Source organism: Colwellia ponticola, from assembly GCF_005885605.1.
Classification (GTDB): domain Bacteria; phylum Pseudomonadota; class Gammaproteobacteria; order Enterobacterales; family Alteromonadaceae; genus Colwellia; species Colwellia ponticola.
Map to the genome: position 1 here is coordinate 20,124 of NZ_SZVP01000018.1, position 21,227 is coordinate 41,350.

Consider the following 21,227-nt stretch of genomic DNA (forward strand, 5'->3'; position numbering starts at 1 on the left):
GAACCCCAATCATGTTTTGAATAAATAGATGGTCAACCAAAAAATACGTCTATAAGCAGTTTTGGTTAGCTATATGTAAAACGATAAGTTACCGAAATAAGTCTAATTATAATTCGGATCATCGTCATCATTTTTATGCAGTTTGAGAAAAAATTTTTCGCCTATAAAAATGGCGGTGAGACCAATTAACGAAGCCCAGATCACCAGCGTGTCAGACTGTACTTTCACCCAAAGAAACGCACCTAGCACGATCAAATCAAGCACGATAGCAGTAATAAGTATTACCGCATTAGCTTCGACATCTTTACGTAAATATTTAAGAACTCCCCAGTGAATACCGATATCCATAATGATATAGAAAATAGCACCGAGTGAAGCGATGCGGCTCAGATCAAAAAAGATGGTGAGCAAAATAGCAATCACCACAGTGTAGATCAGCGTATGCATTTGTATCTCACCAGGTAGCTTAAAGTGACGGTGAGGTACTAGTTGCATTTTAGTTAACATAGCTAACATGCGTGAAACTGCGAATACACTGGCAATCACTCCAGACACCGTTGCGACGATAGCAAAGCCAACGGTAAACCAGAGTCCATATTGGCCGAAGGCAGGACGTGATGCTTCGGCTAGAGAATAATCTTTTGCTTTGACGATCTCGTCGATCGAAAGATTGGCACCTACCGCAAGCGATATCAACACGTAAAGCATTGTGCAAATTAAGATCGAGATAATTATAGCTCGACCAACATTTTTATGAGGATCCTTTATCTCGCCACCACTGTTGGTGATTGTGGTAAAGCCCTTATAGCCTAGAATACCTAAGGCGACCGCGCCGAGAAAGCTACTTAATCCAGTTGCTTGAGGTGTAGAGGAAATGCTTTCGAAGCTTAGTCCAGACGCCCAAAGGCCACCAATCGCTAGCATGGCTAGACCTGTAATCTTAATAAATGCGGTCACAAAAGAGAGCGATTGGATGAACTTATTACTCAATGCATTAATGAAAAAAGCAAAAATCAACAGCCCAACACCAAGTGCGGGTATCATCCACTGCATGTTTTTTGTATCAAACAATTGCATGGTGTAGGTACCAAATGTTCGGGCTACTAGACTCTGATTGATAATCATAGAAAAATACATTAGTAGTGCGAGTGCACCTGTCATCAAAGAACGGCCATAAGCTTTCTTCAGGAACATGGCAATGCCGCCAGCCGAAGGATAAGCGTTAGCGAGTTTTACATAAGAGTAGGCACTGAAGCTTGCAACGATGGCCGCCACAAAAAATGCCAAGGGAAACCACGTGCCTGCTAGGTCGGCAATTTGTCCGGTCAGCGCAAAAATACCTGCGCCAATCATCACCCCGGTTCCCATTGAAACCGCCCCTGTTAAACTTAAACTTCCTTTTTCATAATCATCATGTTTATTCATACAATTCTCCGATAATCCTTATTCATAATTCATACTTCTATTCGCAGACTTAACCTAACTATGAAGGCTTTGAATTGCCTGTGACCAAGCGGATATGGACAACTAAACTACCTATATACCCATCACCAATCAAAGTGCAGGGTTTCAGTGGCAATTAAAACCATTTTAGGCAAGTAAAATAATGTAAGCATAGTCATTCTATGTTTTGATTATCTAACGCAGTATAAAGTGATTTTAAACCCATCAAAGAAGCGCTTGAGAAAAATTACTTCATCGTTGCTGCGACTTATAATGGAACAACGATATTTCAGATAATCTAATATCAATAACTTATAAACCCTCTAACTACTTTCTTTATTTCAATTAATTTATATGTCTTCCAAACGATTAGCACCTTGAACCATTTGCATAACATGGCTTTCTTCAAACTCTATTAACTGCTTTAATAACTCTTCCATAGGAGGAGTATCAGCTTTTGCATACAAATGCTTATACAATGATATTATCTGATAATGCTGAGACACTACGGTTTCAATTATTTTACTTAAATCCATCTCTACAAAGTATCCATCACAATAATCATGTATTTGAATGGGTTTTCGGTCTAAATATTCTAAACACCAAGTATTTAATACGCTTGCTCTAGACGTATCAACAAAACCTTGAATAACTGTGGCCAGTACATTTTCATGTCCAGATAGGTAACTCAACAACATCACTCCACGTTCACTCTCATGATGCTCTGAACAATGAACCATACACTCAGATAAGTTTCGGTGTGTTGCTTTCGTCCACTCAAGTAAGTCTTTTAATGTTTCTATTTTCATGATTAATTCCTTAATATTTTATATAACGATTAATTTACTGAATTAGTTCAAAATCATTTACTAACTTGTGATTGTTGCCAAAATGCTCTCCATTGGGTCTTCATTGGTATGAACATCGGCGTTTTAGCTTTATATTCAGTATATTCTTGACCAAATTCGGCGATAACTGTTTTTTCTTCTCTCAGTGCCAGTCGATAATAAATAAATATAATAACCGGAAACAAACCTACTGAGAATAAAGTAGGCCAATGTATAACTCCCTCACCAAACAGTGCAATAAAAAGCCCGGTGTACTGTGGATGACGAGCTAATGCATAAAGTCCCGTAGTAACTAATGTTTTTTTCTCGCGCGCCTTGTAGACTTGTCGCCAGCCTTGAAAAAACAAACCAATACCAAAAAACAACAAAAAATAACCTAAGATCATTGCTATAAACATGCCTGTTTCGCCCATACCTAGTAAAGAAGACCACAGGTTGGAATTTAACTCTGTGCCATCTAGTCCACCAAAGCGTGCGAGTAAATAAATAGTGAGAGGAAAACCATACATTTCTGCATATAACGCAATGATAAAAGCTTGTACAACACCTGCACCAGCCCACTCGCGCCAATTTTTAGGGGCTAAGTAACGGTATAAAACCCATGAAGCAATCACTATCATGATAGCCGACATGGCCCAAACTCCTGAATGTGAAAATTCCATAATCAATCCTTAATTATTCGTTATTTTTTATGTAAACCAGTAGGTGGTTTATGACAACAACTCGATACGTGCTCAGCATTATCTTTTATATTTTGGTCGACAAATTTATAATAATTTTCTTTAAAGTGATTCCACCAACCATCAGCAATATAAGCACCATAACGGGTGATAATTTGCTCTATTTCTTCCAAGTTAGTATGCGTTGCGTCATAAGCAACACTAAATACTTGCTCTTTATCATTATACGAAACGGTATCTATACCGTGAATAAGATCAATTTCAGCTAACAATGCTGATTTATTATCATCAGTAATATGATCAAGCTTTAGATGCCTACTCACTAAGTTCAGCTCATTAACGCCAACGCGGTGTTTTATGTTAGTCATAGTAAAATCTCCGTTTTATGTTGTTTACTCTTTTGAACATTTAACTTTATGGCCAAAATAGTTATATAATGGCACCCAAATTAACGCGATGTACCACCCGTAGGCATAGCTCTCAGCAGCACCTAAGAAAAAGCTTTGCCATGATATCCACGTAAAACCTGGTAACAATTTTAACCACACGGTGTACATCGCGTGTTCTGGCAGAGTGAGATCGAATATCACACAGATTGTAAAACTCATTAGCAAAAACAAACTAGTGGCATTGCCAAAGGCAAAAAGGGACATTTTATGCTTCATTTTTATGTTCCTTTTTAACGGCAAATTTATTAGGTTTTTGGCTTAACTGTTCAATATTATGATCAAACTCATCTAAACAAGATTTAGAACAAAAGCGAAACAATTTACCATCAACTAATTCGCCATAACCTTCGTTGTCTGCTACAACTTTTCCGCAAACGGGGTCCATAAAAACTGCATCATTTGATTTTTTATCTGCTTCACTATGATGGCCATGTACCATATGTGAGCCGCAGCCAAAGCGCATCAGAAAATAAAAAAATATGGCGTAAAACAATAATGACAATAAACCTTCCATAATTGATCTCCTATTAGATTATGTTAGGTGAAAAAAGCGTGATACCTAATCCCTACCACGCAAGAGAGAACCCTTTATTTATTTAATTGCACCATATCACTTTTATTAACAGTCCCTTTTAAAACTGACACTTTAGCAAAGTGTTGATCTATAATTTCTTCAATTATAACTTGTCCTTTTTCCACTTTTGTAAAAGTTCTCGTGCCTCTTCCATAGTTGTTATTCATAATAAACCGATATGTATTAAGAATTTGACCAACTTTTGCTCCATCATCTAAACCAACACATACGACAATATTATTAGGTAAGTCTGAAACGACTTGACCACGCATTAAATAGTTATGTGAAAAGTCGCTGTTTGCACAACCTGTGAGTACTACCGCAAAAACGACAAGAGCTATTATTTTAGCTAGCATAATTAATTCCTATTATTAAAGTGTTTGATTGAATTTAACGTTTTCTTTTAATCGAACTTGGGGGTGTTCTATGACAGCTCCAGGGTTCATGTTCGGAATTATCTTTTATATTTTGATCACAAAACTTGTAATAACCTTCTTTGGTGTGAGTCCACCAGTCATCATGGATATCTACACCATGTTTTCTGATAACATCTTCAATACCATCAAGATTCAAATTAACGGCATCGTAAGCTAAATGAATAGATTCGTCCTTTCGATTAAATGAAACCTCGTCTAAACCAAACATCTTGTCTATTTCTTCAATTAATGGATCTATATTCTGCTCGGTTGCCTTTGATAGCCTGAGGTTTCTAATAACTAAGTTATTTTCTCTAACGCCAACTCTATGCTCTAAATCAGTCATAAATTTCTCCTTTAATGTTTCTATATTCTATTTTTGTTGCTCATTACGTTTAAAATCTAATACTGCCTAGTCTTTTGGTATTGACCTAAATGAGGGTTGCTTGTTACTCATTTTTTCCTAAGGGACTATCACTCAAAGGATCAATGAAGTTAAAATCACTACTTTGAGCAGGTGTTTTTTCATAAACCCATAACAATTCGTCGACACTGGTAATAGCGACAAGTCCTTCACTATCTAAGCCAACATCAGCTATTTCCATGATTAAACCCGCAACCTTCTGTGCATGTATGTCAACGGTATAAACTTCTATTTGTTTATGTGTCACTAGGCCATCTTTAGAGTATGTATTACAATAATTTCCTCTACCGCTCACCGGATGGATAGTAAAGCCTTTTACCCCGTGCGCATTGAGGGCTTTTGCCACATTGTCTAACTGGATTTCATTTATAATCGCTGTTATTTTTTTAAGCTTCATCTCTTTCACCTTTACCTATTCAACGACTAAAGTGCCGGTATACATTTTCATTGGGCAATGAAATAAATACTCGCCCGGCGACATCGAGGGCAAATCAATATTCCTACTTACATCCAACGGCAATTCTTCACTTATTTCAAATTCAGGAAATAACACTGTTGCTGCACAAGGACTGCCATCTTTACGGAGAAACTGTAGTGATGTTTTCTTTCCCGCTGCAACTTTTATTCTTGATGGTTGATAAACGCCGTTATTCACAATTATCGTTATGTTTTCTGACCTTGAGTCAACGGCCTTTGCTGGTTTATATAACCAAAACCACCAAATAATTAGCCCTATAAGCACTAACCCTAATAAATTAATTATCATCATTTTATTTACTCCTTGTTCATCATGTTAGTGTTCTTTAGGCTTAAAAAATCTCAAGCGATTAGCATTACTTACTACGGTCAAAGAAGAGAATGCCATTGCAGCGCCTGCAATAACGGGATTTAGCATAAGACCAAAAAATGGATAGAGTAATCCAGCGGCAAAGGGAACGCCTGCAATGTTATAAATAAATGCACCAAAAAGATTTTGCTTAATATTGCGCAACGTTGCTTTACTTACCGCTATTGCGTCAGCAAGACCATGTAACGAACCGCGCATTAAAGTAATATCTGCACTCTCAATAGCGACATCAGTTCCTGTACCAATAGCAAAGCCAACATTAGCTAAGGCCAATGCAGGGGCATCATTAATTCCATCTCCGGTCATACCTACTATTTCGCCTTGCGCTTGCAACTCAGCAACTTTATTTGATTTTTCTTCGGGTAATACCTCAGCAAAAACTTCTGTAATACCGACTTTTTTGGCCACTGCATTGGCGGTCGCGCTATTATCTCCTGTCAGCATAATGACGCGAATTCCATTCGCTTGAAGTCTTTTTATAGCATCGGTTGAGTCTTTCTTAATGGGATCAGATACTGCAATTATTGCAGCGAGTTTATTATCTATGGCCAAATACATTGGCGTTTTAGCTTCATCGGCAAGCTTTTGTGCTTTATTAACAAAGTCATTTAACACAACATCATTTTTTAACATTAACTTTTGATTACCAAAAAGTATTTTTTGACCATTTAATTGCGCTTCAACACCATGCCCAGTAATTGCTTGAAATTCGTTAACACTCTTAGGCTCAATACCTTTTTCAATAGCAGAATCGACTATTGCTTGTGCTAGAGGGTGCTCAGAGCCACTTTCTATACTGGCGGCAACGGTCAAAATATATGCTTCTGTATATTGTTCGTCTGAGATAATAAAATCAGTTACTTTAGGAGCGCCTTCGGTAATTGTTCCTGTTTTATCTAAAATCATAGCGGTAATTTTTGACGCTGTTTGCAATGCTTCACCATTACGGATCAACACCCCTGCTTCCGCAGCTTTACCAACGCCAACCATTACTGACATAGGGGTTGCTAAGCCAAGCGCACAAGGACAAGCGATAATCAAAACCGTTGTTGCTGAGATTACAGCAAAAGCTAAGGTCGGCTCAGGACCAAAGTTAAGCCATACTAATGCGCTAACAATGGCAATAATCATCACAACAGGGACAAAATAAGCCGAAATGATATCAGCTAGACGACCAATAGGTGGTTTTGAGTTCTGCGCCCTTTTAACCATATTAATAATTTGCGCTAATGCCGTATCTTTACCAACCCTGGTTGCTTTAAATAGAATGGATCCTGTTTTATTTAACGTACCTGCAACGATTTCATCCTCTTCAACTTTTTCAACAGGCATGGGCTCCCCAGTTAACATCGACTCATCGATTGAGGTACGTCCCTGTGTTACAACACCATCGACTGGAATTTTTTCTCCCGGTCTTACTCGCACAATGTCATTGAGTAAGACCTGTTCGATAGCGATATCAATTTCTTTCTCATCACGTACTACACGGGCAGTTTTTGCTTGCAAACCAATTAAGCGCTTTATTGCTTCACTTGTTCTTCCTCTTGCTTTTACTTCAAGTGCTAATCCTAAGTTGATTAACCCAATGATCATGGCTGTCGCTTCAAAGTAAACATGTCGGGCCATCTCTGGTAATGCCATAGGAAAGAGCACAACAACCATGGAATAGACCCATGCAGTGCCCGTACCTATCGCTATTAAGGTATCCATGTTAGCGTTGTGATTTATAAATGACTTCCAAGCACCAATATAAAAATGTTTACCGGCAAAATACATAATAGCTGCGCATAAGATACCTATAAATAACCACACACCTCGCTCTAGCGATGTTTCAACGGTCATAGGGCCACCAAAAACGCTATAAATCATCAGTGGTACACCTAGTCCAAGAGCAATCCACACCTGCCTCATTAAGCTTGTGTAGTATTTTTCGTCGGCAAGTTCTTTTTCATCCAATAAATCATCATCGCTAATATCATTAGCACTGCTAGCGTTGTAACCTATCGTTTCAATAGCCTTAATAAGAACTGTAGATTCAACGTCTCCACTTATAGTTACTGTTCGTAGTGCAAAATTCATTTCTGCGCTATCTACGCCATTAATCTGGTTTAAAGCCATTTCAATCTTACCGACGCAACTGGCACATCCAGCTCCCTCAATAATCAATTCTTGAGTATTTTTACTACTTGTATTGCCCGTTAATTTATCCATTATTACCTCTTTGATGCGCATCACCTTCACTCTCACCTTCAATGAGGTGACAAATCATGTCCCCTGTGGGGGCTTTATTGGGTTTGCTCTGCCAATCATCCATGGCTTTTTTTAATCTCTTTCTTAATATCAATGTTGCTTGAAACTGTTTTTCCGTTTCTGCAAGGCGATGCTCCACAATTTCTCTAACCAATGGGCAAGCAGTATTTCCCTTATCCGATTCAGATAAAATACCTTTGATTTCTTCTACTGAAAAATCTAATTGTCTAGCACTGAGAATAAATTTAAGTCTTTGTTGAGTTTTTTTACCATAGGTTTTATAACCATTATTAGGACTTTTAATCGGCACAATAAGTCCAATTCTGGTGTAATACCTCACCGTATCTGGTGTTGTATCCATAGCGTTCGCTAATTCAGTTACTCTCATCACAAGAATCCTTTGTCATAACATACAAAATAAGTGTTCATTTAATAACCTATGATTAGCTTACACCTGTGCCTAAGGCATGGGTCAAGTGACCATTAGTAAATTTATTTTTTTGAAAAAAACTGTTAAGCCCACGGATTAATAGCCAAAAATGGGGGAATTAACTACCATAGTTAGACTTAACAGCTTAAAAGGGTTAGATCGATGTGCGTGCTAAAGACGCACTGATCCTAGGACTAAATATGTATAGGAGGTCTAAATAAGTTCAGGTGAACACCTGAATTTGGGTATTTTTTTTGAATTGAAAATCTATTCCCTTGATTAGTGAATAGCATATATTTCTGTTCTGTAGTTTGTGCCGAAATAGAGGCAGTAGAGCTGAAGCAACTTCCCATGTCACCACATAAACAATCACCAGAGCTGCAATCATCACATTTTTTATGGGAAGAAATTTTATTTTTTGAAATTGAGCCATGTTTATGCATGTTCAATCTTGAGGTTAAGTGAGAATCTTTATCTGACGTGACAGCAGTTTCGCTGTCCATGTTATCGCATTTCATTGGTGCATACGCAGCAAAACTTTGTTGTGTAAACAACAAAGTAATAATAATCACGATAGAACATTTAAAATGAGATAACATACTTACCCATAAAGTAACCATTTTACACGCTTAATAATAGTTTATTTCTTATTATTTGTCATGCTTTAGATCAAAGAAACGTGTCAAACCTAAGTTTAATTTTAATAAGTAATATTCAATATAAATATCAGATAGATAAATAGCGAAAGCATACATAACACTACGCATATTGTCGCTAAAACCTATCTAATAACGTTCTGTTTTGTTAAGCGTTTTAGTCGCGACGAGTAGTATGTAGCCTAGTCATTCTAGACAAATACTACTCAACAAAGAATAAGACGTTTTTAGCCGGAACTTTCGGATTATCATCAGTAACGTATCAGACAAGATACTATGAATACCGTTACTTGACCTGCTTTTCCGTAATATTACTATAATCTCATCTAGCCTAAGGTTATAGGCATCACATGGTCACCAGCGACATAGAATTTTTATGCACACAAACAATTCCATCGAGAGCATTAATAGCCAGTAAACTGTCATCTTCAAACACGACATGCCCAGGCTTTAAGCTATGTTTATAATCTATTATCTCTAGATGAGATGTTGCCCATAACTCTTGTTCTAACTTTACAATTAAACCTATATGACCAAAGCATCTCATTTGTTTTTGAATATCCTTTATCGGTGAATTCCAATCTAAAACTCTCTCCGAGCCATTGATTTTTGCCCAGTAACTATGACCTTTTTGTGGATAAGCTAATTGATAATAATAATCAATATCTTGAAAAAAAACCTTCAATAATTTTACAGATTCAAGGTGTACCTTTATCATTAATGTAGTTAAACTTTCATCTATTGATTGTGGTATTTTGGACTGTAAGACAATATCTCCAGAGTCAAAACTATCACGTATTTTGTGTATCGTTACACCAGAAAACTCTGGTAATTTGATTAAATAAGGTAAAGGAGTAGGTCCTCTTCCCTCAGGTAATAATGTTGGATGTATATTGATTGCATACTTGACCTTTGTAACAGGAACTAAATAAGAATACTCAGCAATAATAAACATCTCTGCTCCTAGTGAAATTAATTGATTTAATTCACTCAGATTAGGCTTATGATTATGCAAAGGAATACAATTATTCTCACACAACCTATCTATAATAGATGAGTCATGTGGTGAGTTATTTTTATATACCCTTAGTATTTGATGACCTTCTGCCAGTAAATATTTTAAGCACGAGGAAAATAAATTATTTCCTAAGTAAACAATTTTCATACACTACTCTTATTGTTTTTTTATATTTTCAAAGAAAAAAGCAGTAAAGCCTAGTGCCTCGCCTTTATTCGATATCACTCCAGTCATCGTCTTCATTTTTTACTTGGTTACAACTCCCTTTAAATTGGGCTAGCTTTTATATAAAAAAATATTAATCTACTGCCGTAAGCACCTGATATTGTTCAGGTGTTAATGTTGGTAATCTTTTTATAAATGCGACCATTGCCCAAATACGTTGATCATCGTGAGTTTTACCCCAAGCAGGCATTCCAGACGCTTTAATACCATGTTTAATCACCCAAAAATTTTTACGATCATTTTGTGCCCCATCGCCATGCTCGTGACCTTTATGACTCTCAGCAGCAATAGTTAAATTAGGTGGTGCTGGATATAAACCTAAGCTCATATCACTTTCTGTTTGTCCTGGAGCTAAATGACAACTTGAGCACATAAATTCATAGTCAGAACCACCTGTTAATAACAAGTCAGGAACGTCTAAATCAGGTACTTCAATATTTTCAGCGGCCTTTTTTATCGAATTTTCTCTGGTTTCTTCTAAAATCCAATAAACAAAATCACTGTGTGGTTCATCAGCAGCTACATCGACAATTCCTGAATACATGACTGTTGTCACGACTCCTAACCCTAAAATAACAAATAGCAGTAATAATTTAAGCATTTTCATCGCTTTTCCTTAGTCGTTATAAGTCACTTAGCGCATAATTTGCGCTAAGTGTTTTCTCAACATTTATTAATGTTCGTCGTGGTCATCTTTTTTCTCATTTTTATCCGTCATTTTTTTCATTTTGCTGTGGTCCATTTCTTTGCTCATCTTACTATGGTCCATCTTGTCGTTTGATTTTTCAGCTTGTTTCATACATTTTTTCATCATGGCGATAGCAACAGGATCTGTCATATCCATCTTGCTATGATCCATTTTGCTACAATCAGCTTTTTCAGCCTTTTTCACATGCATACTGGGGTCATGTGCTGTAGCTGCCATTGATAAAGTAATGGTTGGTATTAATACCAATGCGACTTTACTGGCTTTTTTAAGTAATGCTGTTTTCATGGTTTACTCCTACGTTAGTCATTAAGGTTTTTAGGTAAATTCATCAAATGCAATGTTCTTTGCATTAACATTATTTGTTTTTAACAAATTAATGGTTGCAGACATCATGTTATTAGGCCCACATAGGTAAAATTCTACATTTTCAATTTGGTAAATACTGTTGATATGTAATTTCAGTAAGTCTTGAACATACCCTTTAGCTCCAGACCAGCCATTAGGTGGTCTGGATAATACAGGGTAGTAATGGAAGTGCGGATGGCGTTTTGATAACTTGAAAAACTCATCTTTATATAACAAATCAGTCTCTGACCTAGCACCATAAAAAAAATAAATATCTCTATTGGTATGCCTACCTTTATCCGTCTGATTAAGTTGTTCTTCTATCAAAGATCTTAAAGGAGCTATACCTGAACCCGCACCAATTAACATCATAGTTTTGTTACTCGGTGGTTTTGCGTAAAAGCGTTCAAATGGTCCTACTGCTTCTATTGTTTGCCCTAATCCTAAGTTGCATAGGTAATTAGAGCCGACCCCCGGAAGTACACTCTTATTGGGGGAATTCTGAATTTTTATTGTAAATATTAATTCATTCGCTCCACCTTCAATTTGGCCATTACCATTTGCCAAAGAGTAGCTTCGGCTACAAGCTTTATGCTCATATTCCAAATGTTCTGTATCATGCCAATGACGTTTGAATGCGTCAGGAAGACGCATGGGAATAGAAACTCCTTTCGCTGGTGGAATATAGAAGCGTATATGCGCCCCCGCTTTAAAGGTTAAGTTATAGCCACCAATAATTTTGAATCTAAGCTCTTTAATATACGGACTAATAAACTCACTATTTGTTAATTCCAGTGTATGTTTTTTTGCTTGAGTTACATCAACTAACGTTAGTTTTTCAATTTCAGTTGCATCATGTTGACAAGCTAAGCGGTAACCTTGTTGTAATTGTTCATCCGTAAAATGAACATGCTCTGTTGAGGTGATTTTAGTCTTTTTATCACACCGTATTTTGCACTGCCCACAAGAACCACCTCCGCCACATGTTGAAGATAAAGCAATATCATGCTCAATGAGCTCATCAAGTAAACTTGATTTTGTAGTTACTTCAAACTCGCCCATCGGTTGCTGATTCATATCAAAAAGTAGTAATTTACGTTTTTTTATTCCAAAATTAACTTTATATTGACCATTAATGCCTAGTTCAATCGTCCAAATAAAACCTGTTAGGGCAAAGAAGAATGTAAAAATAGCAAAGATAATAATTTGAATATTGTTAAAGCTTCCTTCTACGCCATAATCCATAAAGTGCAACATAAAAAATATGTCCGCAAACCGTTTATCATCATTGCTATGCTTAACTACTCGACCTGATCCTGCATCAATATAAACACTGGTATTCACCTCATCAGCATAATTAATTTGCCAAACATTATTTTGTTCACGAGGAATATCGTCATAAGGTGGAGACATTTTAATGACACTACTAATTCCTGCTTTTCCTTTATAAGAAGCCTGAGCAAGCTCGCTTGCCATTACTTCATCAATAATCACTTCCCTACCCGAATATGCATCGACTAAGGAATAGTTATTATTAAAATGACTATACAAACTTCTATCATGCGTCAGTAAATAGTATGGATGTTCCAATAACGATATCTGTGTAAGTGACACCGTGGGTTTTGATTTAAGTAAAACACTTTGTGGCTCAACGAGGTTATTTTCATTTACTTCAGCAATAGCAGGACGTTGGCTAAATTTCTCTCCAGAAGTCTTTTGGTGATCCATCAAATTAAAAAACAAACCAGTGCTTAGCCAAATTAAAAGTTGTAAACCAACCAAAATTGAAAGCCACTTATGTATTTTTTTAAGGAGAAACATGATTAATTCCTTCCTCATTACTGCTAGCATTTAAAGGTTTGAATTTAGTTACTTTAGTTTTTTTAAAAATCACAAAATAACTTAAGATAGCACCAAATATTGATGCCATAATTGAAAATATAGTAAACAAAAATAAGAGTTTATTACTTGGGTCCTCTTCTTCGTAATCCATAACATGTAAGCTAAACATCAAATCAAAAATGCGCCAAAACTCATGACGTTTACTGACTAATGTTCCTGTTTGAGCAGAAACATAAATCGATGGATTACCAAAGTCATTGAAGTTAATTCGCCAAGCAGGTAAAGCCCTACGACTTAATTCTATTGGCGGGTTCTCAGTGAGCAAATAAGCATCCGTAACATCACCATTCCCACTGTAATAGTACTTTGCAGCTTTAATAGCATCATTAGAATTTATTGGTGATATTTCATGACCGTTACTGGCATTAATGACATATTTCTCATCAAGCAGAGTAAAACGGTAAACTTCTTGACCAACGAAAAGTCCTACTTCTATATTTTCTAAATGAGGAAACCGTTTCCGTAATGCTGATAAAGGATAAGTAATTTTATTAGCATTAATTTTAGCTTGGTGATTAATCACCAAGCTATCTCCATGAATATAGTCAATATCAAGAATCACCATATAAGCACCTGATATCGACCAAATCAAAAACTGTATACCTAAAAATAACATTAACCATTTGTGAAATTTTCGGCTAGTTTTCAATAAATTCATAGAATTATGCCTTTGACTCTATACTTTTTATTGATGATGAACGCCATAAATAAAATAATACAGGTAACACAAGTAACGTCAAAATAACCGCACTTAACATACCGCCAACCATTGGTGCCGCAATGCGGCTCATCACTTCTGAGCCTGTACCTGTACCGTATAAAATAGGTAGCAAACCCACAATGATAGCGGCGGCTGTCATCATAACGGGGCGAACGCGCATACCAGCACCATGTAGAACTGCCTGTAAAACATCTTCTTTTGTCGTGGCAATATTTTTTAAGTGGTGCTCACTGAGCATTTTTTGGTAAGCTTGATTTAAGTAAACCAGCATAATAACGCCTATCTCTACAGCAACCCCCGCTAACGCGATAAAACCAACACCAACCGCCACAGAGAAGTTATACCCTTCTAAATACATTAACCATATACTACCAACCATTGCTAACGGTAAAGTACCCATAATCATCGCGACTTCAATTACATTTCGAAAGTTAAGATAAAGTAAAATAACGATAATAAATAAGGTTAATGGAATTACGTAAGTCAGCTTAGCTTTAGCTCGTTGCATATATTCATATTGTCCAGCCCAAGATATTGAGTAACCAGCAGGTAGCACTAATTTATCAGTTACCACTTGCTGGGCAGCTTCAACATAAGTCCCGACATCAACGCCTTCAATATCAACAAAAGCCCAGCCATTTAAACGTGCATTTTCAGATTTAATACCTGGTGGGCCATCTTCTACAACAATATTAGCAACATCTCCTAATGAAATTCGTTGTCCATTAGGGGTAACTATTGGTAGTAAAGATAACTGTTCAGGTGAGTCACGATAATCTTGAGGATAGCGCAGACTCACTGGGTAACGCTCTAAACCTTCAACCGTTTGAGTAACATTCATCCCACCAATAGCAGTAGCGACCACTTGCTGTATTTCAGCAATATTTAACCCATAACGAGCGGCTTTGGCTCGCTGAATATCAACCTTTATATATCGACCTCCAGCAACACGTTCTGAATAAACCGATGCGGTGCCAGGTACATCGGCTAAAAGGACCTCTATTTGCTTACCTATGTCTTGGATAACATCTAGTTTAGGTCCCGCAATTTTTATTCCTACTGGTGTTTTAATTCCTGTTGCTAACATATCAATACGTGTCTTAATTGGCATAACCCAAGCGTTAGTAACACCTGGTAGTTTCACTAAGGCATCTAGTTCTTTTTTCAAACTTTCTGTAGTTACCCCTTCTCGCCACTGGTCGTGCGGTTTAAGTTGGATGAACGTTTCAATCATAGTAAGCGGCGCAGGGTCTGTCGCGGTTTCAGCTCGACCTACTTTACCAAACACGGTTTTTACTTCTGGAACCGTTTTGATCAGTTTGTCTGTTTGCTGTAAAAGTTGACGTGCTTGACCAATAGAAATACCCGGATAGGTAGTAGGCATATACATCAAATCACCTTCATCAAGCGGAGGAATGAACTCACTACCAATTTTATCCAGAGGATATATCCCAATAGCAAGCACAGCTAATGCCGCTACTAAGGTCATTTTTGGAAAACGTAAAACCGTTTTTAAAGCTGGTACGTAGATAAAGGTCAAGAATCTATTTACCGGGTTTTTATGCTCAGGTAATACTTTACCTCGAATAAAGTAGCCCATCAGTACAGGTACTAAGGTAATTGCCAATGCAGCAGAAGCAGCCATGGCATAGGTTTTGGTAAATGCTAGCGGCGCAAACATTTTTCCTTCTTGCGCTTCTAGCGTAAATACAGGAATAAAACTAACCGTAATAATTAATAAACTAAAGAATAATGCCGGCCCAACTTCCGAAGCCGACTCAGTAACAATTTGCCAACGATTTTCATTGGTTAGAGGTGTTTTTTCCATATGCTTATGCATGTTTTCAATCATGACGATAGCACCATCAATCATCGCGCCAATGGCTATTGCAATACCGCCTAATGACATGATATTAGCGTTAAGCCCTTGCATATGCATAATAATAAAAGCGGTCAAAATGCCTACCGGTAAACTGACAATCGCCACTAAAGAAGAACGGACATGAAAGAGGAAGATAATACAAACTAACGCGACCACACCAAACTCTTCTAAAAGCTTATACGCCAAGTTATCAACTGCTCTTTCTATCAATGCAGAACGATCATAAACAGGTACTATTTCAACGCCTTCTGGCAGTCCTTTTTTAAGCTGTTCAAGTTTTTCTTTTACATTTTTTATGACTTCTTGAGCGTTTTCACCAAAACGCATCACAACGATGCCGCCAACGGTTTCACCTTCACCGTTAAGCTCAGCAATACCACGACGCATTTGTGGCCCAGTACCAATATCGGCAACATCCTTTAGTAGTAATGGTGTGCCATTCTGGTTAACCCCTAATGGAATATTTTCTAAGTCCTCTACACTTTTGATGTATCCAGTAGCCCTCACCATGTATTCAGCTTCGGCCATTTCAACCACTGAGGCACCTATTTCCTGATTACCCTGTTTAATAGCGGTTTGAATAAGTGAAAGTGGAATACCAAAGGCTCGTAACTTATCAGGATCAACCCTCACTTGATATTGCTTAACCATACCGCCAAGCGCAGAAACTTCTGATACGCCGGGTACTGTTTGTAACTCAAACTTTAAGAACCAATCTTGTAAACTACGTAATTGGCTTAAATCATGTTGACCTGTTTTATCGGTAAGGGCGTACAAATATATCCAACCAACGCCTGTTGCATCGGGACCCAATTGAGGTCTAGCATCGCTAGGTAAATTAGGAGCAACTTGACTTAAATACTCAAGTACCCTTGAACGTGCCCAATAAAGGTCAGTATCTTCATCAAAAATGACATAAACATAAGAGTCGCCAAAAAATGAATAACCTCGCACCGTAACAGCACCTGGTACAGACAGCATTGCAGTGGTCATTGGATAAGTCACCTGATCTTCAACCACTTGTGGTGCTTGACCTGGATAGCTGGTTTTTATTATCACTTGCACATCGGAGAGATCAGGCAAGGCATCAATAGGTGTTTTACTGACTGAATAAAGCCCAGCAGCGACAAGTAAAAATGTTGCCAGTAAGACAAAAAACCGATTGGTGACAGACCAACGAATGATAGACGTTATCATCATTATTCTCCTTCATCGCTAGCAGCATTTTTCATTGCTGAATCAGGTGAAGTCATTGCCATCGCACTGACAATAATAAAATTATTATCTCGAATTTCAAAAGTGAACATCACATAAGCATCATTATAAAATAAAGTCATATCAACATTATTATCAACAATAAAATCAACTCTATCAGCTGCACGTCCCCATTCTATAATGGCTTCACGATCAATGGTGACCATTCTATGATCCACCATTGCCGAAACAACTGTCCCGTTCACTGTGGCCGAGGAAATTGTGTCAGAAGAAACGCTTGTATTATTACTCATATCCATTGACTCTTCTTCTTGAGCAACCCCATGATTCATACGCTTAAAATCAGATGATTTACTTGATTCAGAATCAAGTAAAAATTGTGCCGAACTGACAACTTTCTCCCCAGTGCTAAGCCCTTTAAGTATTTCGACACTTTCACTGTCATAACGACCCACAGCAACCTCAACAGATTTGAAGCTACCTTCACCAAGAGCAAGCACAACCCTGTCTTGATTGCCTGTTCTGATCAGTGCTTCTTTTGGAATAAGTAGCGCTTGTTCATCCCCCGTTGTATGAATAGCAATTTGTGCAAACATATTAGGCTTAAAATCACCGTCTTCATTATTGAAGCGCAAACGTACTTTCACCGTACGTGTTTTAGCATCAAGTGTTGGATAGATATAATCCACTTTACCTTGCCAAGTTTTACCGGGTAAATAATCAAGTGTCATCGTGACTTGTGTATCTGTTTTTACTTGGTTTGCTTGCCTTTCAAAAACCTCAGCTTCAACCCACACTTCTGATAAGTCTCCAATTGACATCAACGTAGAGCCAGGTTTAACGAAAAAACCTTCACGTATGTTAAGGTTTTCAACAACACCATTCTGTGGTGAATAGAATGTTATTCTCTGTTCAACTTTTCTCGTTTTTTTAAGTGTTACAATGGCAGATTTAGGTAACTGTAGAGCTGACAATCTATTTTCCGCGGCAGTGATTAATCGACTATTATTTCGATCTAATGCCAACAACAACTCTTCTTGCGCATTGACTAACTCAGGAGAATAGATATCGTATAAAGGTTGGTTCTTTTTAACTGGATCTCCAACAGCCTTAACATATAGCTTCTCAATCCACCCTTGAACTCGCGGGTGAATATGAATAAGCTTATCTTCATTGTAAGTAACATAACCCACTGTGTTTATTTCGGTATGTAATGGCTTGTAACTTGCTATAGTTGTACGTACTCCTAAGTTATTGACAACATCGGGTGAGATGCGGATTGTACCTGGTCCTTCATCAGGCCCTTTGCCACCATCATCATAAACAGGCACTAAATCCATCCCCATCGGCGATTTACCCGGCTTGTCTCTCTTATAGTTTGCATCCATTGGCGCTACCCAATAAAGTGGTTTTTTCTCATCAGATGCAATACTATTTACTTGATCACTACCGGAGGGAGCGATTAAATTAGTTGCACCAAAAGTGATAATACCGCCGATAATCATGGCTATTACTATTGGTTTAATCTGCTTTCCTAGGGGGTTTTTGCTCATTATTATTCTCCCAAAATAGCAGTATGTTGCTTGCTATTTTCTAAATATTGTTGGTTATGTGAGACTGCAGAATTAAGACTGCCGATAAAAAGGTAATTAAGTTCTAGCAATATTTTCTGCTCTTCTACGTTTAAAGTCAGATCATCTATTTCGGCATTTAATACCGCAATTCGAGAACGTACTACTTCAGAAAAATCGCCATCATCATTGGTATAAGCGGTTAAAGAGGCTTCAGCTTGATCATGTATTTGTGGTAACAACCTTGATTTGTACAAATTTTGTCTGTCTTTTAAACGAAGCAACCTTCCTTTTGCGCTAGAGTAAGAGCCTAACAATTGTCTAAGTAATAATAATTTTTCTGTTTTAATCGCTTCTGTTTCATATACCGCTGATTGAACCTCTTTATCTTGTCTATTTGCCGTAAAAAGTGGTAAATCGAACGTGACACCAATAGAGAGTAAATCCGCTCGACTTCTGCCCATAGGATCATCCCCACGATAGCCATAACTTGCGTTTATACCCCACTCAGGTTTGTACTTTTGCTCCGCCAGCCTGATCCCTGTTTTAATCGCATTTACTTTTTTTTCTACAGCGATAACAGAGGGGTGATTTGCAAAGTATTCAATTAATGCTCCTGGCTGAAGCCAATTTTCTTTGGAGACTAAATCACGATTAAGTAAGTCTATTTCAGGTAGTTCTTGGCTAAGCACTATATTGTGTAAAGAAAAGTCAGTAACTAATGACGCTTCAACTACAGAGCTACTTCCCTTAGAAAATTGGCCTGTAGAAAATTTTGTTAACCATTGGGAAAGCATTCCTTCAAAACGATTTCTCTGCTGTTCCAATTGATCTAACCGATCTTCTAAACGTGTCAACTCTAGTTGTGCTCGAACAATATCTTGTTGACGTGTTTTACCTAAAGCTGATGAATAGCTTGCTTCAGCTACATCCGCTAACTGCTCAAACAGAGACCTATTACTTTCAATTAATGCAATACTTTGCTGTACTCTATAGGCATCCAACCACAGACTTCCTACAGTAACAGCTACTTGTGATTCCCTATCTCTTCTTTGATAAGGGTACGCTTCACTTTGAATTTTGAGCTGTTGGCTTTTAATACTTAAGGTATCTCCGCGAGGAAACATTTGTGAAATACCTATCTTAGCCTGTGTCATCCCTTCCTGAGCAAAATCAAAACCATTCGTCGGTAAACTTGCAATACCAATAGACATTTTCGGATCTGGTAATGTATTTACCGCAGAACTCATTGATTCAATCGCTCTTTGTTTATTAACATTACCCGTTAACCAAGGATCATTTTTTTGAGCTGTCTTGACCGCCTCTGCAAAAGATAAAGCAGTGTTGGCATTTATCGCTGGAGGCTGAGAAGCACCAACAGAAAAAATAGTAAAAGCTAGAATTCCTGCGCCGAATTTCATGCGAAATTTGCTATTATTATTTAGCTTATTCATTAGAACTGTTCCTCATAAGAATCAACATTGGCATAGATTTCATACGTGCCATCTGACTTTAAAAGTAGAACTTTGTATGGTTGAAACTTGTCACCAACTTCCATCCCCGGCGTACCTACTGGCATAGCTGGTACGGACAAACCGATAACATCTTCAGCGTGTTTCTCTTTCATAAATTTTTGGATAAATTTTGCCGGCACATGACCTTCAAAAGCATAACCATCTTTTGATATTGCGGTATGGCATGAGCGATATCTAGGCGCTATGCCCTTTTTATCTTTAATAGCAGCAAAACTTTGATAACTATGTATTTTTGATTCAAACCCATTATCATTGATGTGGCTGATCCACTTTTTACAACAACCACAGGTAGGACTTTTATAGACATCGAGGACAATAGATTGCAATGTAGTATTTTTTGATTGAGTAGCATTAGAAATTGCTTCGTCGTCAGAGCAACTAGCAAGTGTGAGTACTAAAACAACAGTAAATAGAACTTTTAAAGTAAGTTTATTTGAAAACATAACCCCCCCAATAGGGATATCAATTAATTTTATAATTAATTAGGTCATTTTTGATGAGGTTAGAAAGTATTTTTTAAAAACGAGATCAAAAAAGCCTAATACAGAAAATAGTTATATAAATGAACCAAATTTTGGACACATTTATTCTGTATTTAGCTTAGTATTGGAGGTCGGTATAAAGAGGTAGGTTGTTGGCTTAAGGCCAAACTAGAACAGGAAAGTATTTTAGATGATAAATCTGCGATGGGTTCGCTACCAACGGCGTCCTTCATGAACACAGCAATATTTGAGCAACCACCAGTAAAGCAGCTATTACATGTTTTAGAACAACAATCTTCCATTGATTTTTCTGAGCTATATGAATCAGCAAAAACCTCAGGAGCCATATTATGATTGTGGTGAGCCATCATTGACATATTTTGTGATTGCTCTTGACCATTCATTTCCATCATACTCATCATATGATAAGGCATAATAGTAGACGCCACTGTCTGACCAATGAAGGCCACACATATTAGCAATACTATTAATGCTTTAGAGAATGCTTTAGACAAGTTAAAAGCCACGAGTAACCTACAAAATATTATACTTACTTCAAATAATTACATAATTAATTTTTTTATTCAATAAATAAAAATTATAAT

General features: G+C 37.3%; 23 protein-coding genes. All 23 read right to left on the reverse strand.

The window, feature by feature from the left end:
* Positions 1-102: 102 nt before the first annotated feature.
* The 23 genes from FCS21_RS14585 to FCS21_RS14695 all read right to left on the reverse strand — a co-directional run bounded on the left by FCS21_RS14585 (position 103) and on the right by FCS21_RS14695 (position 21,149).
* Positions 103-1,425 carry an APC family permease gene (locus tag FCS21_RS14585; RefSeq protein WP_138624284.1) on the reverse strand — a complete coding sequence of 441 codons (1,323 nt, stop codon included), beginning with the start codon at positions 1,423-1,425 and terminating at the stop codon, positions 103-105.
* Between the two features lie 368 nt (positions 1,426-1,793).
* On the reverse strand, positions 1,794-2,252 hold the full coding sequence (locus tag FCS21_RS14590) for an ATPase (protein ID WP_138624285.1): 459 nt from the start codon (positions 2,250-2,252) through the stop codon (positions 1,794-1,796).
* Between the two features lie 53 nt (positions 2,253-2,305).
* Complete coding sequence (locus tag FCS21_RS14595) at positions 2,306-2,953, reverse strand: methyltransferase family protein (RefSeq protein WP_246047278.1); 648 nt, start codon at positions 2,951-2,953, stop codon at positions 2,306-2,308.
* A 20-nt stretch (positions 2,954-2,973) separates the two neighbouring features.
* The gene (locus FCS21_RS14600) at positions 2,974-3,339 is read right to left on the reverse strand and encodes a cation transporter (protein ID WP_138624287.1); all 366 of its coding nucleotides are present in this window, start codon (positions 3,337-3,339) and stop codon (positions 2,974-2,976) included.
* Positions 3,340-3,363: 24 nt separating this feature from the next.
* Positions 3,364-3,636: a DUF5676 family membrane protein gene (locus tag FCS21_RS16935; protein WP_222927974.1), complete on the reverse strand. Its 273-nt coding sequence runs from the start codon at positions 3,634-3,636 to the stop codon at positions 3,364-3,366.
* Positions 3,626-3,934, reverse strand: coding sequence for a YHS domain-containing protein (locus FCS21_RS14610; protein WP_138624288.1), 309 nt, complete (start codon positions 3,932-3,934; stop codon positions 3,626-3,628). The genes FCS21_RS16935 and FCS21_RS14610 overlap by 11 nt, the downstream gene beginning before the upstream one ends.
* A gap of 74 nt (positions 3,935-4,008) precedes the next feature.
* Positions 4,009-4,350, reverse strand: coding sequence for a hypothetical protein (locus FCS21_RS14615; protein ID WP_138624289.1), 342 nt, complete (start codon positions 4,348-4,350; stop codon positions 4,009-4,011).
* 34 nt (positions 4,351-4,384) lie between these two features.
* The gene (locus tag FCS21_RS14620; RefSeq protein ID WP_138624290.1) at positions 4,385-4,756 is read right to left on the reverse strand and encodes a cation transporter; all 372 of its coding nucleotides are present in this window, start codon (positions 4,754-4,756) and stop codon (positions 4,385-4,387) included.
* Positions 4,757-4,859: 103 nt separating this feature from the next.
* Positions 4,860-5,231, reverse strand: coding sequence for a P-II family nitrogen regulator (locus FCS21_RS14625; RefSeq protein WP_138624291.1), 372 nt, complete (start codon positions 5,229-5,231; stop codon positions 4,860-4,862).
* 15 nt (positions 5,232-5,246) lie between these two features.
* Positions 5,247-5,603 (reverse strand): cupredoxin domain-containing protein, encoded by a 357-nt coding sequence (locus FCS21_RS14630; RefSeq protein ID WP_138624292.1) that lies wholly within the window; start codon positions 5,601-5,603, stop codon positions 5,247-5,249.
* 24 nt (positions 5,604-5,627) lie between these two features.
* Positions 5,628-7,892 carry a heavy metal translocating P-type ATPase gene (locus FCS21_RS14635; RefSeq protein ID WP_138624293.1) on the reverse strand — a complete coding sequence of 755 codons (2,265 nt, stop codon included), beginning with the start codon at positions 7,890-7,892 and terminating at the stop codon, positions 5,628-5,630.
* Entirely contained in the window at positions 7,885-8,319 is a 435-nt protein-coding gene (locus FCS21_RS14640; RefSeq protein WP_138624294.1) for a MerR family transcriptional regulator, read from the reverse strand. Before FCS21_RS14640 ends, FCS21_RS14635 begins: the two co-directional genes overlap by 8 nt.
* Before the next feature lie 236 nt (positions 8,320-8,555).
* Positions 8,556-8,981: a hypothetical protein gene (locus FCS21_RS14645; RefSeq protein WP_138624295.1), complete on the reverse strand. Its 426-nt coding sequence runs from the start codon at positions 8,979-8,981 to the stop codon at positions 8,556-8,558.
* Positions 8,982-9,363: 382 nt separating this feature from the next.
* Complete coding sequence (locus FCS21_RS14650) at positions 9,364-10,182, reverse strand: formyltransferase family protein (protein WP_138624296.1); 819 nt, start codon at positions 10,180-10,182, stop codon at positions 9,364-9,366.
* Between the two features lie 151 nt (positions 10,183-10,333).
* Positions 10,334-10,867, reverse strand: coding sequence for a c-type cytochrome (locus FCS21_RS14655; protein WP_138624297.1), 534 nt, complete (start codon positions 10,865-10,867; stop codon positions 10,334-10,336).
* A 66-nt stretch (positions 10,868-10,933) separates the two neighbouring features.
* On the reverse strand, positions 10,934-11,254 hold the full coding sequence (locus FCS21_RS14660; RefSeq protein WP_138624298.1) for a hypothetical protein: 321 nt from the start codon (positions 11,252-11,254) through the stop codon (positions 10,934-10,936).
* A 30-nt stretch (positions 11,255-11,284) separates the two neighbouring features.
* Positions 11,285-13,135 carry a 2Fe-2S iron-sulfur cluster-binding protein gene (locus tag FCS21_RS14665; protein ID WP_138624299.1) on the reverse strand — a complete coding sequence of 617 codons (1,851 nt, stop codon included), beginning with the start codon at positions 13,133-13,135 and terminating at the stop codon, positions 11,285-11,287.
* Positions 13,122-13,874: a PepSY domain-containing protein gene (locus FCS21_RS14670; protein ID WP_246047281.1), complete on the reverse strand. Its 753-nt coding sequence runs from the start codon at positions 13,872-13,874 to the stop codon at positions 13,122-13,124. The genes FCS21_RS14665 and FCS21_RS14670 overlap by 14 nt, the downstream gene beginning before the upstream one ends.
* Positions 13,875-13,878: 4 nt before the next feature.
* A complete protein-coding gene (locus FCS21_RS14675; RefSeq protein ID WP_138624320.1) occupies positions 13,879-17,016 on the reverse strand; it encodes an efflux RND transporter permease subunit in 3,138 nt (1,045 codons plus the stop codon).
* 2 nt (positions 17,017-17,018) lie between these two features.
* Positions 17,019-18,587, reverse strand: coding sequence for an efflux RND transporter periplasmic adaptor subunit (locus tag FCS21_RS14680; protein ID WP_138624300.1), 1,569 nt, complete (start codon positions 18,585-18,587; stop codon positions 17,019-17,021).
* A gap of 2 nt (positions 18,588-18,589) precedes the next feature.
* The gene (locus FCS21_RS14685) at positions 18,590-20,059 is read right to left on the reverse strand and encodes a TolC family protein (RefSeq protein WP_138624301.1); all 1,470 of its coding nucleotides are present in this window, start codon (positions 20,057-20,059) and stop codon (positions 18,590-18,592) included.
* Entirely contained in the window at positions 20,059-20,583 is a 525-nt protein-coding gene (locus FCS21_RS14690; protein ID WP_138624302.1) for a DUF411 domain-containing protein, read from the reverse strand. Before FCS21_RS14690 ends, FCS21_RS14685 begins: the two co-directional genes overlap by 1 nt.
* Before the next feature lie 152 nt (positions 20,584-20,735).
* Positions 20,736-21,149 (reverse strand): hypothetical protein, encoded by a 414-nt coding sequence (locus FCS21_RS14695; protein WP_246047283.1) that lies wholly within the window; start codon positions 21,147-21,149, stop codon positions 20,736-20,738.
* Positions 21,150-21,227: the final 78 nt, after the last annotated feature.